The sequence below is a fragment of the Ruegeria sp. HKCCD7181 genome, from assembly GCF_057221055.1.
In genome coordinates this window covers 56251-73624 of the sequence record NZ_JBWVBC010000015.1, presented here as the reverse complement: position 1 = coordinate 73624, position 17374 = coordinate 56251, and the positions used below count along the sequence as shown (strand labels likewise).

At 57.4% G+C, this 17374-nt stretch carries 12 protein-coding genes; 3 read left to right on the top strand and 9 right to left on the bottom strand.

Annotated features, from left to right (window positions below; translation table 11 throughout):
- The first annotated feature begins 73 nt into the window (after positions 1-73).
- Entirely contained in the window at positions 74-1051 is a 978-nt protein-coding gene (locus tag AC2TCY_RS21450; RefSeq protein ID WP_480850604.1) for an HpcH/HpaI aldolase/citrate lyase family protein, read from the top strand.
- 175 nt (positions 1052-1226) lie between these two features.
- Here AC2TCY_RS21450 and AC2TCY_RS21445 read toward each other — a convergent pair whose 3' ends face one another.
- Positions 1227-2534, bottom strand: coding sequence for an aminotransferase class I/II-fold pyridoxal phosphate-dependent enzyme (locus tag AC2TCY_RS21445; RefSeq protein WP_480850602.1), 1308 nt, complete (start codon positions 2532-2534; stop codon positions 1227-1229).
- Between the two features lie 97 nt (positions 2535-2631).
- Here AC2TCY_RS21445 and AC2TCY_RS21440 point away from each other — a divergent pair, with 97 nt between their 5' ends.
- Positions 2632-3516, top strand: a complete 885-nt coding sequence (locus AC2TCY_RS21440) for a LysR family transcriptional regulator (RefSeq protein ID WP_480850600.1) — start codon at positions 2632-2634, stop codon at positions 3514-3516.
- Positions 3517-3591: 75 nt separating this feature from the next.
- On the opposite strand, the gene AC2TCY_RS21435 is transcribed toward AC2TCY_RS21440, so the two are convergent.
- From AC2TCY_RS21435 to AC2TCY_RS21410, 6 genes are all read right to left on the bottom strand, one after another.
- A complete protein-coding gene (locus tag AC2TCY_RS21435; protein WP_480850599.1) occupies positions 3592-3864 on the bottom strand; it encodes a hypothetical protein in 273 nt (90 codons plus the stop codon).
- Between the two features lie 115 nt (positions 3865-3979).
- Entirely contained in the window at positions 3980-5653 is a 1674-nt protein-coding gene (locus AC2TCY_RS21430) for a thiamine pyrophosphate-binding protein (RefSeq protein ID WP_480850597.1), read from the bottom strand.
- Between the two features lie 3 nt (positions 5654-5656).
- The gene (locus AC2TCY_RS21425; RefSeq protein ID WP_480850596.1) at positions 5657-8068 is read right to left on the bottom strand and encodes an FAD-dependent oxidoreductase; all 2412 of its coding nucleotides are present in this window, start codon (positions 8066-8068) and stop codon (positions 5657-5659) included.
- A complete protein-coding gene (locus tag AC2TCY_RS21420) occupies positions 8068-10467 on the bottom strand; it encodes a GcvT family protein (RefSeq protein ID WP_480850594.1) in 2400 nt (799 codons plus the stop codon). The genes AC2TCY_RS21425 and AC2TCY_RS21420 overlap by 1 nt, the downstream gene beginning before the upstream one ends.
- Positions 10464-11753 (bottom strand): aspartate aminotransferase family protein, encoded by a 1290-nt coding sequence (locus tag AC2TCY_RS21415; protein ID WP_480850593.1) that lies wholly within the window; start codon positions 11751-11753, stop codon positions 10464-10466. Before AC2TCY_RS21415 ends, AC2TCY_RS21420 begins: the two co-directional genes overlap by 4 nt.
- Complete coding sequence (locus AC2TCY_RS21410) at positions 11750-13294, bottom strand: trimethylamine methyltransferase family protein (protein WP_480850592.1); 1545 nt, start codon at positions 13292-13294, stop codon at positions 11750-11752. Before AC2TCY_RS21410 ends, AC2TCY_RS21415 begins: the two co-directional genes overlap by 4 nt.
- A 109-nt stretch (positions 13295-13403) precedes the next feature.
- Here AC2TCY_RS21410 and AC2TCY_RS21405 point away from each other — a divergent pair, with 109 nt between their 5' ends.
- Positions 13404-14294 carry a LysR family transcriptional regulator gene (locus tag AC2TCY_RS21405; protein WP_480850591.1) on the top strand — a complete coding sequence of 297 codons (891 nt, stop codon included), beginning with the start codon at positions 13404-13406 and terminating at the stop codon, positions 14292-14294.
- Positions 14295-14394: 100 nt separating this feature from the next.
- Here AC2TCY_RS21405 and AC2TCY_RS21400 read toward each other — a convergent pair whose 3' ends face one another.
- Together AC2TCY_RS21400 and AC2TCY_RS21395 are read right to left on the bottom strand one after the other, a co-directional pair.
- Positions 14395-16050, bottom strand: coding sequence for a N,N-dimethylformamidase beta subunit family domain-containing protein (locus tag AC2TCY_RS21400; protein WP_480850590.1), 1656 nt, complete (start codon positions 16048-16050; stop codon positions 14395-14397).
- 230 nt (positions 16051-16280) lie between these two features.
- Positions 16281-17372 carry an aminomethyl transferase family protein gene (locus AC2TCY_RS21395; RefSeq protein WP_480850589.1) on the bottom strand — a complete coding sequence of 364 codons (1092 nt, stop codon included), beginning with the start codon at positions 17370-17372 and terminating at the stop codon, positions 16281-16283.
- Positions 17373-17374: the final 2 nt, after the last annotated feature.

The window sequence follows — 17374 nt, the reverse complement described above, 5'->3', positions numbered from 1 at the left end:
CAAAGCCGAAGTCGCAGACCTCTGCGCACGATTCCCCCTGTATCCGAACCTGTAAGACGAAGGACACCAAATCATGAGCTTTCATAACATCGACCAAGCCCCTGCCCGCTTGAACCGTAGTGAATTGGCCGTCCCCGGCAGTCAGCCGGGAATGTTTGAAAAGGCCGCAAAATCAGATGTGGACGTCATTTTCCTCGATCTGGAAGATGCCGTCGCACCGGATGAAAAGGAGCAGGCCCGCAAGAACATCATCGAGGCGCTGAACGACATCGACTGGGGCAACAAGACCATGTCGGTGCGGATCAACGGGCTGGACACCCACTATATGTACCGCGACGTGGTGGATGTGGTCGAACAGGCCGGTGAACGGCTGGACCTGATCATGATCCCTAAGGTTGGAACTGCCGCTGACGTTTATGCGATCGACATGCTGGTGACCCAGATCGAGGACGCCAAAGGCTACAAGAAGCGGATCGGGTTCGAACACATCATCGAAACGGCACTGGGTATGCAGAATGTCAGCGAGATTGCTGCCGCGTCAAAGCGCAACGAAAGCCTGCATTTCGGGGTTGCGGATTATGCCGCCTCAACCCGCGCACGGACTACGATCATCGGTGGCGTAAACCCGGATTACTCCGTTTTGACTGACGCAGACCCGGAAGGAGGCCGCCTGACGCACTGGGGTGACATGTGGCACTACGCGCTGGCCCGAATGGTGGTCGCAGCGCGTGCCAACGGCTTGCGTCCCATCGACGGACCTTTCGGCGATTTCAAAGATCCGGACGGGTATCGCGCGGCCGCCAAACGCGCTGCAGTTCTGGGTTGCGAGGGCAAATGGGCCATTCACCCCAGCCAAATTTCGTTGGCCAATGAAGTCATGTCTCCGTCTGATGCCGAAGTGAACAAAGCCCAGCGCATTCTTGTCGCTATGTCCGAAGCAGAAGCGTCGGGCAAAGGCGCTGTGTCCTTAGATGGTCGGCTGATCGATTATGCCTCAATCCGTCAGGCAGAAGTACTGGTTGAAAAGGCTGGCCAGATCGCAGCGGCCTGAGCCGTTCTGGCGTGAAATGCGGATGTGCGATGCCGATTGGCTCTCGCACATCTGCAAGCCCAGACTCCGATTTCCTTTGCGCCCACCTGCTTGCTCCAAGTGGTTATCACCAGCCCGATCCTGTCCCCAAAGCTGGCCCATGATCGGAGACCAACTCATCCACTTAACGTTTGACCTAGTGGACAAAACGCATCTTTGAGAACTCCTGCCGCCAATCTGCCACTTGGTTCGCAATGTACTTTCCGGCCAACCCATCAGTTATCAAAGAAGCCAGCCGATCCGTGTCGCCTACTGTCATGCCCCAGCGAACCAACTCGGGGGTGCCCATGCGCAACCCGTTCATGTCGCCGTTTACCTCGGGCACTGGCAAGCCAATACCGCAGGCCAGAAATCCGCTTTTCCTCAACAGTTTTGACGCGGCCTGCCCGCCGCCAAAACGCTCAGCCAACACTGCAAACTGGTGTGACGCGGTGAATCCGCCCCTGCCAGAGAATACAGGTACCCCCTTTGCATCGAGAGCTGCGGCCAATGCCGCGGCCATGCTCACCATCTCGGTCGCGTATTCAGCGCCGTAGTCACGCCAATCCAGCATTGTCACAGCAAGAGCCGCCGACTTCGCGGCATCGAAATTCGCCGTCATCCCAGGAAAGGCAATGGCATCAAGCGATCTTGCGATCTCAGCGTCATTGGTGACAATTAGCCCGCCCGCAGGTCCGCCGAGACTTTTGTATGTGCTCATCGTCATAAAATGCGCGCCATCGGCAAGGGGATTACGCCAAGCCTTTCCCGCAATGATCCCACATTGATGGGCAGCATCGAACATTACCTTGGCCCCAATTTCATCTGCGATTGCCCGCACCTCTGCAACCGGGTGTTCAAACAGGTTCAGGCTACCGCCAACCGTGATCAACTTGGGCCGCTCTTTCAGTGCGATCTGACGCAGCCGGCCGAGATCGACCGTATATCCGTCGGCATCCGTCGGCGCATCGATGGTCCTGAGACCGAACAGCCCGGCGCACCCCCCTACATGGTGAGTCACGTGCCCGCCGATTGAAGACGGTGGGGCAATAATTGTATCACCCGGCTTACAGGTGGCCATAAAGCCATAGAGGTTCGCAATCGCTCCGGAAGGCACCCGGATTTCCGCATATTTCGCATCAAAGACCTCGGCACAGAGTTCTGCGGCGATGACTTCGATTTCTTCGATAGCCTCCAGACCCATTTCGTACTTGTCGCCGGGGTAACCGAGTGACGGGCGCGACCCGATCCCGGAGGCCAGCAGCGCCTCAGCCTTCGGGTTCATGACGTTTGTTGCAGGATTGAGATTGAAACACTCCTTTTCGTGGATCTCGCGGTTCCTTTCCGCAAGATGTTCGATCCGCTCCAGCACAGAATTCGACGATGCGCGCGAGGTCTGCTCCGCGATGTCCTGAATCAATGTTTCGCAAGCAGTCGGAACCCAATTCCTGGTTTCGATGGTCATGTCAGTGTCCTCCAATTCACGACAAGTGTGATCAGATCGAATGACTTCGCAACTCAGATTTGCTATTTCTTGGCGTAGAAAAACTAAGGCTAAGAAAATGACCGTTTCACCACCCCGCCCCAAAGGCCCTCCGCTGAACGCGTTACGTGCCTTTGAGACAGCCGCGCGACTGGGAAGTTTTGTCGCCGCCGCTGACGAATTGAGTGTGACGCCGGGTGCAATTTCGCAACATATCAAGGCGCTGGAAGCTTGGGCAGGCGTCGCGTTGTTTCAGAGAAACGCGCAAGGCGTACAGTTGACGCCGGCAGGGCGAAGCCAGACAAAAGATTTCACCCATGCCTTTGATGCACTGGCAGCTGCTACGCACAATCTTCGAAATCTGCGTCCCAACGCTGATATTCAGATCGCTGCCCTACCGTCGATAGCACAACTCTGGCTACCGGTGCGGCTTGGAGAAATCCGAGAGGCATATCCGGACATCAGTTTTTCAGTAACCGCGTTGGAAACACCTCCCAGCCTGACAAGAGAGCTGTTCGATCTTTCCATATTCTTCGGTATACCGGATGAAGACGCAGATCAGATCGTGATCTCTCCGGACATCCTGTTTCCGGTCGTCTCTCCAAAAATCACCAAACACCTGGGGGACGGCCTTCCCTTCAAGTCCGTTCCTTTGCTGCACGATCGGACATGGCTGGACGATTGGTCGAATTGGTCCGAAAAATGCGGTGTCCCGCTGGATGATCCCCAAAATGGTCCTCATTACTCGCTTTACAGTCTGGCCGTTGAAGAAGCCAAAGCCGGAGCTGGTCTTTTGATAGGGCACGCGTGTTTGATAGAACAGGCTCTGGCGGCTGGTCACCTTTGCAGGGTCTCCAAGAAATCGTGTTCAAGCGGTCGCTCGTTGATCTTGGAACTTCCGCACAAGTCGAGACGGCGACCGGAGATCGACGAGATTGCCGGATTACTACAAAAGAGCGTGTGAGCGTTGCAAGTTAGAGCATCTGCGGACGCGACCAATTTCGATAGTATGGATTTAACCCACCGCTCACGTTTAGGGTTATCTGCCCTTGGTCCCTTCAATTTCGCCCTGAACAATCCGATCCCGCACCATCGACAGGCACATCAGCAGCGTCTGGTCTGCTCCGGTCATGATCGACCGCATCGCCAACGACAGGTCCACTTTGGATAACAGGAACCGATTGGTAGCCCCATAGGCCGTGGCGGCTTCTCGTATGTCACCAGGCACTCCGGCGATTCCTAGCACGGTCACCGTGGCAACCAGTCGATGAAGATCGCGCGAGCGTATGTTTCGATCATAGGGGTCGTCCATTTGGCCGACCTCCTGTCAGGTGATGAAACGTTACTCGCCGTCATTTTTCGTTCCATGTCTTCGGCCTATCCACTCGCTCCGGCACTTAAGATGGCGGTATCTTGCGTGCAAATGCCTATGTCGCTTCCTGCGGTAACTTGAACAGATCCTTGCGTAGCGTCATCAAGGCGCCGGGATCAATCTTGGCTTGAATAATCGTGGTTTGGTTCGATGCGATGGCTTTTTGCAAGGCCGGCGCCATTCCGCCTGGTCCTTCGACCCAAATGCCCTTGCCACCACAAAGCTCGGCGAATTTGTCATAGCGCGGTGACTGGATTTCTGCACCCAAAAGACGCCCGCCATAGAATTCCTGCTGATAGGCTTTCTCGGCACCCCAGGCCTCGTTGTCCAGAACAACAATAGTTACGGGCAAATTGTGCGAGATAGCTGTCTGAATTTCGATCATTGTGTAGCCGATGGCTCCATCACCCATAACCGCGACAACAGGGCGATCTGGGGCAGCAGCCTTGGCACCAATAGCCGCGGCAAGACCGAAGCCTACCAGACCGAAGTCAAGCGGCGTGATCAACGACATCGGCGTGTAATGGGCAAGGCGGTCGGCCGCCTGTAGGCAGGTATTGCCCGTATCCAGTGTGACGATTGCATCCTCGGGCAGCGCATCACGCAACTCGGCCAGAGCGCGGCGCGGATGCATGGGAAGACTGGAGATTACCGCCTCTTCCGCGCGCTCTGCCCAAAGGCTTTCCATATCCGCATGGAAGCTGTCACGCCAGGCGTCGCAACGGGGTTTTGGGGTCGCGGACGTCAGCGCCTCGGCCGTCAATCGGGCATCACCCTGTGCCGCAATCTCCGCCGGGAAATACCGCCCCACGGCAGAACCTTCGACATCCACATGCGCAATGCGCGTATCTGATCCGACGTAGTCATTGCTGTGGAAGGTCGAATTGAATCCAAGCCGCGCGCCCAGCACGACCATCACGTCGGCCTCTTTCGTCAGGCGGCTGGCCACACGATTGCCGCGCGGACCAGCTTGACCGGCAAACCAGGGGTGTCTGTGGCGCATCACATCCGCATGGCCGGTCGAAGAAACCACTGGCACTTCCAGCTTTTCCGCAAGGGCTGTCAAAGCATCGCGCCCAGCGCCCCATTTAAACCCGCCACCGGCGAATATCACCGGGCGTTCGGCCGCGGTCAGCATCTCGGAAATTGCTGCGATATCCACTGGTGCAGCTGGCCCCGGACGGGCAATTTTCAGCGGTTTCGGGGTTATGGCGGGAATGTCGGCGGCAAAAAGATCACGCGGCACATGAAGCACGACCGGGCCGCGACGACCAGTATTGGCCAACCGGATGGCGTCTTCGAGCATGGGCGCCAACCGCGACGGATCGGTAACCATGACCGAGCGTTTGGAAATTGGTGCAAACAGGGCGACCTGATCGACCTCCTGAAAGGTGTCTTTGTGCTGATCAGCGCGAGTAATTGCCCCGGCAATCACCACCATCGGAGAATAAGCCAGATGCGCCTCGGCCACAGCGGTTACGATATTTACCACCCCGGGCCCGGCCTGCGCCCCAAGCACTACGCCGGGCTTACCGGTCATACGCGCCCAGGCATCCGCCATATGCCCCGCCGCGCGTTCGTCCCGCGCGCCGACATAGTTGATCTGGCCGCCTTTATACATGGCATCATAGAGTTCCAGCATTGAGCCACCCAAAAGACCGAACACAGTGTCGATGCCGTTGGCTTTCAATACGCGATAAACGACTTCACCGCCTGTAATTGTTGTCATGTCTCAGTCCTCGGATCTTGGGCGCTGGTTGTCAGGGTCGTATTGCGGGGCGTTATGTACGGTCACGGGATAGACCTTATTCAACAATTGCACGCTAAGACCTTCGCGCGGCGCGCCCTTTTTCACAAATAGCCAACCCAGAGACTTGCCGACAGTGTATCCGTAACCGCCCGACGTGGTCAGGCCCACGGGCTGACCGTTCAGCAAAACCGGTTCGCCGCCATGAATATCGATGTCATTGGCGTGAAGTTCCGCATAGAACAGCTCCCATTCGGGGTCGCGCGCAAGCAACGCCTCCTTGCCTAGAAATTCACGGCCATCGGATACAACAAAACGCTCGAGCCCCACATCGAATGGGCCGATATCGGTGGTCAGCTCACCGCTGGCGCGAAATGCTTTTTCCATGCGCATGCCGTTGAAGGCGTAAGAGCCGAGATCGGTCAGCCCATGCGCGGCACCTGCCTGAAACAGAGCGTCGTACACCTCGGCAATGCGGTCCAACGGTGCGTGCAGTTCCCAGCCAAGTTCACCGACGAAAGATACGCGCAGCGCGTAGCAGCGCACGCCCGCCACGGCTATTTCCTGTCCCGAAAGCCACGGGAAAGACACGTTGGAGAGATCAGCATCTGTCAGCTGCGACAGGATGCGGCGCGAGGCCGGACCGGACAGGGCCAGCATCCCCCAATCGGCGCTGCAGTTGGTCATCTGCACGTCTTCACCGGGTTGAATATGGCTTCGGATCCAGTCGAAATCAGGATTGGCCCGAGCGATCGGAGAACCCGTAAAATACCGGTCCTCAGCGTTACGCCAAATGGTGATCTCGGTCTCGAACCGACCCTTGTCCGTCAGCAGATGATTGAGGCTCATTCGACCGTCCGTGCGCGGTATCCGATTGGCCGACAACCGATCCAGCAAGGCACCTGCATCCTTGCCGGTGATCTCGAATTGCGCAAACGCACACAGGTCTATCACACCCGCTGCTTCCCGCGTGGCTTGGGCCTCGCGCAAAGCGTTTACGTGCCAGGGTTGGTGACCCCAGCCGATCTTTTCGGTTTCACCGATGTCACCGAAGTAACGAGGACGTTCCCAGCCGGCGACCTCACCGAACACGGCGCCCTTATCCGCCAACCGGTCATAGAGCGGGTGACGGTTGACCGGACGCAGCGCATTTAATTGTTTGCCCGGGCAAGGCGTGTCATGACGGCGCATGAATTCGTTTTTGGTGCGCTCGACAATGAAACGGTCGCTGGTGAAATCGCCATAACGGCGGGGGTCTATACTCCGCGTGTTGATTGAGGTTTCACCATGGACCATCCAATCGGCCAAGATCTTGCCCGCGCCGCCGCCCCAGGCCAGACCAATGGACGACCCGCAGGAAAGCCAGACATTCGGAGCGCCGGAGGGGCCAACCAGCATACCCCCGTCAGGTGTGTGCGTTATGGCGCCACGCACAACGCGTTTGATCCCCAGATCGGCCAGAATCGGCATTTTGTCGAAAGCGATCATCAGAAAATCGCCTATCGAGTCATAGTCAGCCTCGAAAAGCTCATTCTCGGCCGCCCAAGGGGCGCCTTCGGGCATTTCCCAGACGGTCGGGCAGACATGGCCTTCATAAATTCCGATGAGTCCGGATTTTTGTTCCTGCCGTATATAGCCCCCAAAGGCGTTGTCGCGCATCACGGGCAGTTCGGGGCGGCCTTCGAATTCCGGCACAGTGTCGGTGACCAGATAATGGTGCAGGCAACTGACCGATGGGATTTTCAATCCGAACCATTCGCCGACCTGGTTGGCGTAAGAACCAGCCGCAATCACCACATGTTCGGCCAGCACATCACCATTCTCGGTACGCAGTAGCCACATATCACCCTTGCGGCTGGCCCCAAGAACCTGATTTCGCCGTTCGATTTTCGCGCCCCGTGCACGTGAGGCCCCTGCCAGCGCCATGGTCACACCCGAGGGGTCAATATGCCCATCCGCAAAAGTACGCACGGCTGCCTTGACGTCATCCACCTTGTAGAAAGGGTTGACCTTGGCGATCTCTTCCGGGCCAACCAGTTCCATCGGCAAATCGAGCAACTTGCCGACGCCCATGATTGACCTCATCCAGTCAACCTCATCATCCGTGGTCGCGATACGCAGCCCGCCGACTTCGTGCCAACCGATGCTTTGGCCAGTTTCCTGTTCGGCACGTTTGTAGGTTTCGATGGAGGTCTTGTTGACCCAGCCCATAACCCTGCTACCGACCGCATGGGCGATCTGTCCGGCAGCATGCCAGGTTGAGCCGCTGGTCAACTCTGCCTTTTCGAACAGGATCGTGTCCGTCCAGCCGTTTTCAGCGAGTTGATACTGGGCAGCAACGCCCATGATGCCGCCGCCGATGATGGCGACCTGTGTGGTGCGGATCGTGTCCGACATCAGAACGCCTCCTTGGCAGAGTTGAGAGAAACTGTTGCATCAAAACGGGTGCACGCGATGTCGACCTGGAAACCGGTCACGACATCTCGTCCGACCAGCAGCTCCAGTGGCGCGTCGATTAATGCCAGCGCCACCGAGCGACCAAGCCGGTAGCTCCACGCAGCCGAAGTTATCTGCCCTACAACCTTGCCATCGAAATAAACCGGCTCGTCATGAATTGGGATGGCCTCAACGTCATCAAACAGTAGTGACACGACGCGTCGGGTGGGTGTTCCGGCTCTTTTCAGGGCGTCTTCACCGACAAATCCGGTGCCGAATGCGCAGAAGGCACCCAGCCCGGCTTCCTGCGGCGTGATCCCCGGCGTCAATTCGTGACCGAACGCGCGGAATCCGCTCTCGATCCGAAGCGATCCGCTGGCGTAGAGGCCAGCATGGGTAGCACCCGATGCGACAAGGGCCTCGTGCGCCGCCATTGCCATGTCGGACGGGATATAAAGTTCGTACCCCTCTTCGCCTGTAAAGCTCAGCCGACCCGCCCAACCCCAAGCCAATCCGACATCAATCGGGGCGAAACCAAAGCGCTTGAGATCGGGCAAGGGTGTATTCGATGTAGCTTGCAACACATCGCGCGCCTTGGCACCACAGAGCCCCAGAATGGCATAGCCGCTGGTCACATCCGTAAACTCAACCCGAAATTTGCCTTTGGTGTCGCGCATCCGCTTCAGGTCGCGCACAACCTCGCCAGCACCAACAACCATCAGATATGTGTCCGGCCCGTGCCGCTGCACAGTCAGATCGCTTTCCACACCGCCGCGTGCGTTGAGCATCTGCGTATAGGCAATGCGACCCGGTTCAATATCCACTTGCGCGGCACAAAGACGATTGAGGAAGGCGCAGGCATCCGGTCCCTGCACCATGATCTTGCCGAATGCCGACTGGTCCAGAATGGCCGCCCCACTGCGGCAGGCCTCAACTTCCTGCCCCACCTGGTCACGCCAGGCCGGCGTGCCAAAGGTGAGCGGAAGATGAGCAGCCTCGCCACCGAAATGCACAGCACGCTCCCAACCGCCACGCCCCTCGAACCGCGCACCAGCGGCGACCAGCCCGACATGGATCGGTGAGCGGCGCTGCCCCCTGGCGGTATCCATTGACCGGCCCGGATAGGGGTTGTCATAGTGCCGCCCCAACACTTCAGGAATTCGTGCCTCCAGCGCTCCCAGCACATTCATTTCCGGGCTAAAGCGGCGAATGTCGGCTTCGTTCAGCTCCATGGTCGGCTCTCCGGCAATGATCCATTCTGCCATCGCCTTTCCCGCACCTCCGGCCAAGGCGATTCCGGTAGAGTTCATCCCTCCCATCAGAAAAAGCCCCGGAACCTCCGGGCTTTCGCCCAGCATTAACTGGCTGTCGAGCGTGAAACTCTCGGGTCCGTTCAAGAGCATTCGCACCTCGGCTGTTTCCAGCGCGGGAATGCGGCGCAGGGCGTTCTCCATCATCGGCATGAAATGGTCCCAGTCTTCGTCCAACAAGTCGAAAGAGAAATCCGCAGGCAGATCTTTGGTGGCGATACCCTTGGCATGAGGCTCGAAAGAGCCGACCAACAGCCCCTCGACGTCATCGCGGGCATATAGATAGGCATCCTGATCGTTGAGTGTGGGCAGATGCGCGCCCTTGCCCAGTGCCTGCACCTCGGCAAGCGGCTTCGTGAGGATATAGAAGTGTTCACAAGCGTAGAGCGGCATGTGCGCGCCTGCCATTTCCGCAACTTCGCGCGACCACAGACCGCTGGCGATCACCACTTCTTCAGCCTCGATGACATGGGTCCCAATTTCCACACCTGAGACCCGGCCAACTTTCTTCTGCAACCCGGTCACCCGAGTGTCTTCAAAAAACTGCACCCCGCGCGCCCGGGCACCTTTCGACAGCGCCAGCGCGACGTCCGACGGGTTGACCCGCCCATCCGCCGGCGACCAGACCGCGCCAATCACATCATCCACCTCGATCAGAGGCCAAAGCTCTTTGGCGCGCGCGGCGTCGACCACTTCGGCTTCGAGTCCAAAGGCCCGACCAAGCGAAACCTGCCGTTTAATATTGGTAAGCCGATCAGAGTTAGTAGCCAGCGTCAGCGACCCTGTCTGAGTCCAACCTGTTGCCTGTCCCGTCTCAATTTCCAATTCACCGTACAGGTCGATTGAATAGTTGATCAGCTTGGTAAGCGTGGCCGAGGGACGTAGGCGGCGCACCAGCCCGGCAGCGTGCCACGTAGTACCAGACGTCAGCTTCGATCGTTCCAGCACAACAATATCTCTGCGCCCTTCACGTGCGAGGTGATAGGCGATTGAACAGCCGATTACACCGCCGCCGATGATGACAGTGCGCGCCTGGGTCGGCAGGGTCATATCAACACTCCATCGTGGATCATATCGGATAGAGTTTCGCGGAAAGCTTCCAGCGCCTCATCAATCAAAGCGGGCGTATGGGCGGCAGACGTCAGACCCGAGGTGTAGGACATCACATCCACCCCGCGCGCTAACATCCTATCGCGATAGGCTTTGACAATCGGTTTGGGCATCCCGCGAATTTCGGCGGGGCTGAGCCCTTCCAACGTGTCGCGACCGAAGAAAACGTGGAAAACTGAACTATCGCCATAGGCGAAGCCCCGAACACCCTGATCTACCAGCACCGCATTCATGCCCTCGCGCATCCGATTTGCCATCGCATCCGCCTGCGCTTGTGCCTCGCCACTTGCCAATAACGGCATTGCTGCGCAGGCGGCGGCTGCAATCAGAGGCGCGCCGTTGAATGTGCCTTTGTGGCTCACCGCCGGTGCAAACCCGTTGCGGGTCGTGGTGTTATTCATCAGTTCCATGATCTCTGCCCGGCCGCAAACCGCGCCCCCCGGCAAACCTCCGGCGGCGATCTTGGCCAGTGTGGTCAAATCCGGCACGATCCCATCCCGTGCCTGCCGTCCGCCCGGTGACCAGCGGAAGCCGGTGATAATCTCGTCAAAGATCAACACGACCCCAGCGTCCCGCGCCACATCGTGCAGAGCCCGCAGAGTGTTGGTGGCCAGCGGCACACAGCCGTAATTCGCACCCGAAGCCTCGATGATCACCGTTCCGATGCGATCATCCTGCAACGCGCGTTCCATTGCCTCGGGCTTGGCTGCGCAGATGTGGATCAGGTCATTTATCACCTCGGGAATTCCAAGCGATGAAGCTTGCGTGCTACCGGGCTTCGCCCCTTTCAACGCATGGTCGTGCCAGCCGTGGAAATGCCCATCGACGCGCAGAACATGATCTTTCCCGGAAACAGCTCGCCCCAGCCGGAGCGCCAGCATCGTGGCCTCTGTGCCGGACGACGTAAAACGGGTCCGTTCAGCAGAAGGATAGAGTCGGTTGATCCACTCAGCCCATTCGGTTTCGGCCACATGGCAATCTGCAGAAAAGATCGAACGCTCCGCCTGTTTCTGGATCGCTTCGACGATAGCCGGATGGCAATGGCCCAGCATCTGACTGGCCGAACCCATCTTGAAGTCGATATAGCGCTGTCCTTCGGCGTCCCATTTCTCGGCCCCGAATGCACGTTCAATGTAAATTGGATGCGGGTCGCGATAGCGTAATTCGTGGCTAACGCCCCCGGGCAGAGCTGCGCGAGCGCGACTGCTTTGGTCTTGGTTTTTCATTCCGGTCTTCCGGTTTGAGCCCGTTTTAGGCGAATATCAAATTTTTCCCTGATGGCCTTGTCCAGATCGTCGGGCACGTGGTCCGGGAAGTAGCTGCTCAGGATTTCCCGGGCTTTGTCCCGTGCCACCTCGCCAACGCGCTGCCCACCATCATCCTGCCACTCACGCGGCGCACGGCGATCGCCGACCTCCGGGTAAAAATAATCCGACTTCATTCGACTGAAGGTGTGCTGTTCGCCCAAATAGTGTCCTTCGCCCCGGCACACTGCCGCAATGACGTCAGCGGCGATATTCTCTGGCGTCGCTTCGATGCCTCGGATCGTGCGCAGGATGTTTCCCAACAAATCGTTGTCGACAATATAGGCCGCATGACTGACGCCCAGAAGGCTCGACATCATGCCCGCCGCCTGAGTGACGATATTTGATCCCGCATGCGCCGCCATGGTCACGGCCAGCGATTTCTCGGCGCCGTATTGTGCGTCCAACCGCTTGGCGTCGGTAATGCCTGCAATCGAGCTGGTGGGCAGGTCCCAGTGTCGTCCCATCTGCGCCGCGCCCGCCATCAGAATGGCTTGTTCACCTCCACCCCCACTCATCGAACCAGTTCGCAAGTCCGCAACCAGAGGCTTTGGCGCAAAGATTGCCTTGACCTCGGGATCGACCAGCCGCGCAAAAACCAGCCCGGCCAGGGTCTCTGCCACGGCCTGCACCAACGAGCCGGCAATTGTAGCCGGGCTGGTTGCGCCGGCCTGACCTGCGCTGATCAATTGCACAGGGAAACCGGCCCTGATGGCCAGTTCCAGAACGTCACAGGCTTCTTCGGCAAACCGCATCGGCGGCACCACGTGACAAACCATGACGGTTAGAAAAGGTCGGGCACGAAACGCGGTTTCGCTGCCAGCGAGACTGTAGCAGAGTTGCGCAATTTCGGCGACGTTCTGTGGTTCTGTAATCGAGATCGAAACATGTTTGGATGTACCTGACAGGCAGGCGTAGGCCGTATTGATATCCATCACCGCGTTGTCTTCGATATCCCGCGCAACGACTGACCGGCTGAAATGATGGATGTTGTCCATCCGGTCCACGATCCGCGCGGCATCATAGAGATCCTGCAACGTGGAATCGCGGTAGTTGTGTGTCTCCAGATCGAACACACCGGGCGCCGCGCCTCCGGTTGACATGTGCACGCTGGAACCTTCAATCTTCAGGTCGCGCTCTGGCAGCTGACCACACAGGTTGAACCCGCGCTGTGCGCCATCAATTGCCCATCGCACCATGTCTTCTGGAAACAAAAGCCGGTCATCGTCAGTCAACGCCCCGCCAGCCGCAACGACTTTCGCGATCATCGACGGGGTTGCCTGGCTCAGGCCCAGCGTTTCCAAAAGCGAAAATGCGGCGTCTTCAACCCGCTTTACTTCCTCAGATGAAAGAGGTTTCAGGCGCCCTCCAGCAACCCCCGGCCAAACGGGCGGGGTAGAATCTGAGGATGTCGTTTGTGCTAGGCGATCTTTGCGACCGCGCCGTCGGGTTTGTTTTGACATGAACTCATGAGTCGAATTTTCTACGCCTTCGACTTTGCGCTCAATACAATCAGTTTACAAAAGCGGTTTTCTCAGCGAATGATGAGCTAAAGTTATCTATGAGGTTCGCGTGATACCTTCCCTGCCCGCCTTGCGCGCATTCAACGCCGCAGCCCGACTGGGAAGTTATCGTGCCGCGGCCGAGCAGCTAATCGTCACCCCTACTGCGGTCAGTCACCATATCCGTGGACTGGAAGACCAGCTGGGTGTCAAACTGTTTGAACGCTCGGGGCGCGATGTTGTGCTGACTGAGGACGGCAAGCGATTGTCAGAGGCGACTGCGGAAGCTTTCGGAATACTGGAATCCGCGGTCCGCACCTTGCATCGCAGCTCTCGCAAAGTCGTACGCATCTCTGCGGGGCCGATTTTTACAGCCCGTTGGCTCATGCCCCGGATCAGCGACTTCTGGGAAGCACATCGTGACATCGAACTTGAAGTGCTGCCAGCTTTCAAACCAAACACCCATGATCGAGAAAACGTAGACATTGTGATCCGCTGGGACCGAATGGCCGAGATGCCAGCCGATGCCATCAAGCTGCTTGAGCTCAGCCCTGTGGCGATCGCATCCAAAGATTTCGCCAACAGTTATGGTCCCATAAAGGCCCCCGAGGACCTGATGGATTTGCCATTGATGCATCAGAGAAATCACTGGGGGTGGCTGGATTGGTTCGCTGCGATGGATGTGCCGAACGTCAATCGCTTACGAGGTCCAATCTTCGAGGACGCAAATGTACTTTTACGCGGCGCGGCCGAAGGACAGGGAGTAATTGTCGGCTGGCTACCGTTAATTGATCAGGATCTGGCGGAAAAAAGGGTGATTAGATTGTTCGACGAAGATATCGCACCTACCCATGGATACTTCGTCGAGATCCAGAATGGCAGCAAGCTACGACCGGAAGTACAAAAAGTCGTGGGCTGGCTGTCAGCCCAAAGTAATCAGCATAAAGCTAGTACTCGCTGAGCAATCAGTCGGAACAGTGCACGAAAGAAAATACGAGCTTGGCCGGGGGCCAACCAACCACGCCTTCATTGATATTGAGGTGAAGCCGATGATCTGGCGCCTACGAGGGTGATTGGTCATCTGAATTCGGAGCGCCAAACCTTTCCAGCACATTCCGGGTGACGCGTTCAACTTGCCAGTCGCGTCGGGTTAGACCCGCGACCCACTCACATGTGCCCGCATTGAAAACTTCACCCTTTCCGCGTCGCCAATGCAGAATAACACCGTTGCCGCGACTGCTGCGGTCCACCGTCTCGGTCGTTACGTCGCCAAACAGGGCTTGCGCTTTGAAGGTCGCATCCGCGTCACCGATATAAACGGTTTCACCCCAAATACCATGCTCGGGCTCGATGCTCGTTGCCAACCCGAGAGCTAGGATCTCTACATTTGGATCGGCCCCATCAGAACCGGTGGCAAAGGGCAGACCGTCTTCCATCCGGTAATCCACGCCATCCACCTCGTAGCCAAAGATACGGGATTGTGCGCCCAACTGATCACCATAACCCAGTTGAACGCCCTTCAACGCCCAATGTTGGGGGCGATAGATGGTAAAGCCGCCACTGCCTTGCCCGACGCAACGACCCAGACTGGCATAAACACCCTTCAACCCATTGGCACCAAATGTTTCGGCGCCGGGCCAGTTCACCGGCGCGACCTCCCAGGCAGCCGTCACCAAATGCTCCTGATCTGTACCGACCAGCGGATCCTGATCGGCGGTGTATTTGTAGCAAACCTGTGTACGGCCCTCATCCTCGATCCGCGTTTGCCACAGGAAGTTTCCACCAAACCGAGCGACGCGCCCTCCGTTCTCGGTGTATCGATCCACTGCATGGCGCATGTTTGCGGACCAGTATTCATCATGGCCCACAAAAACTGCGCATCTATATCGCTCTAACAGATGCGGATCAGCTTCCAGATCATGTTGGGTTGCGAAATCAAACTCGAACCCCTGCCCCTCGGCCCAGCGGGCAAAGTGGCGTTCATAGCTGGCCCATCCGGCTGAGGCGTATTTTTTCGAATAGCCATAGGCATAGGCCCATTCCATATACGGGTAGCGCACCATGCTGCCGGGCTCATGCGGCACGTCCGGAACAGCGCGCGGGGCACCTGCGGGCAATTTGCAAAACCCTCGTGTCCAGGGGCGCTGAGTTGAAACAACGGGTGAAAAATCATCGCCGTTGGGTCCGGCAATCCCTTCGTAGTGGTTGGATCCGCCCCAGCAATTATAGGCCAGCCAAGTCCCTGTAGCACAGACCAAAACAAAGGGCGCGGGTGGCTTGTCCGACGCGCGGCTCAGCAGGATCAGATGGTGCTCTTCGACCCGGTCGCCATCTCTTTCAGCGCTGAGTGTGATCAGATAGCCGCCCTCAACCCAATCGTCGGGGATGGTAAATTCATAACCGACATCCCAATCGCAACCAGTCACCGAACAATCTAGAGGCGTCTCCTGATGCACTCCCCTTAGTTCAGCTTTCCTGAGCAACGGTTCGTACTGCGCGCCATCGCGCCCTATCTCAAGGTCCCAGTTTTCAGCCGTAGTCGAAACCCGCAGCGCCAACCGATCACCTGGCGAATAGGTCATACGGTCGGTATAGCCCCAGATTTCCAGGATATTCTCGTCCCTGGCCGGGCCGATGTAATAATTGTCCAGAATATGCCGAGCCTTCGCCCTTGTACGTGGCGTGGTGGCTGGCTTTTGGGTTTCCGAACGATCCATGGGGTTAGTCCTGCTTCGATGTTCCGTTCGAGCATGTCTAGTTCAGATCAGCTACTGCCGAAACTTCCATGGCTATTGTGGAGGCGATTATGCTTTTGGAAAAGTCAAAAGAGCAAACCATCATTGAACGGCAGCTGTTGGCGCCGCCGTCCCAACCGGGCCAGATAAATTTGGTAGCACCTGACAGACGCAATGACATTTAACATATCTCTGCGCTTGCGCCGATCCGATTAACTTCGCGGGCGCAACTTGTCTGGGTCGTAAACAGGACTTGCGACAACAGTGGCAGTCGTGTCGATACCATTGCCCGAAACGGTCAATTTCGTACCAATCGAAAGACCCGGTCGAACATGTGCAAGCGCAATAGACTTGCTTAAACGATGCGAATAGCACGGGCTGTTGATTATCCCGACTTCAGCCCCCTCAACCTTCAACACCTCACCGCCTTCGACCATGTCGTTGTGATCAATTTCGAGACACACATTATTGACGTTGTCTTTTCCCTTTGCCGCCATGAGGGCTTCTTTTCCACGAAATTCACCTTTTGATGTGCTGACGGTGAAACCCAGGCCCACTTCCCAGGGGGTATTATCCTCTGTCATGTCATACCCGTAAAACAGAAGACCCGCTTCGATCCGAACCTTATCAAGCGCAGTGAACGAACACGGCGTTACTCCGGATTCCGCCAGCTTGTCCCAGATATCAGTGATCACTGAGCCATCGGCAAAAATTTCGTAACCGCGTTCCCCCGAATAACCGGTTCGCGAAATACGGCAGGGATGACCGAAAAGCCGGGCTGGGCTGTGCTCGAAGTAACCCAGCGATGCCAGATCGATGTCGCACTGTGCGTCAATAATCCCTAGTGAAGCGGGGCCTTGCACTGAAATGTCATGCAGTTCATCAGTAAACTCGATCGAGACGTCACGCCCATGTGCCGATGCTTCGAGTAATGCCATTGTATCGCCAGACCCGTGCACGATCATCCACTCGTCATCGCCGTTATTCGACACAATCGCATCATCAGCAATTCCGCCTGCATCGTTCAGAACGCAAAGGTATGCCGCCTTGCCTGCCGCTATTTTGAACAGGTCTCGCGTTGTCAAATGATCCAGAACCGCCTGCGCGTCGGGGCCTCGTACGAAAACCTTCTTTAATGGTGACATGTCGAACATCCCGGCACGCTGACGCACGGCATCGTGCTCATCGTTCGGATCCGAGTTGTAAGTCCAAGCAGTGCCCATTCCATTCCAGTCCTCCAACCCCGATCCAAGTGCGGTGTGGCGTGAGGCAAGAGCTGACATGCGGCTCTTTTCTTCGGTCATGA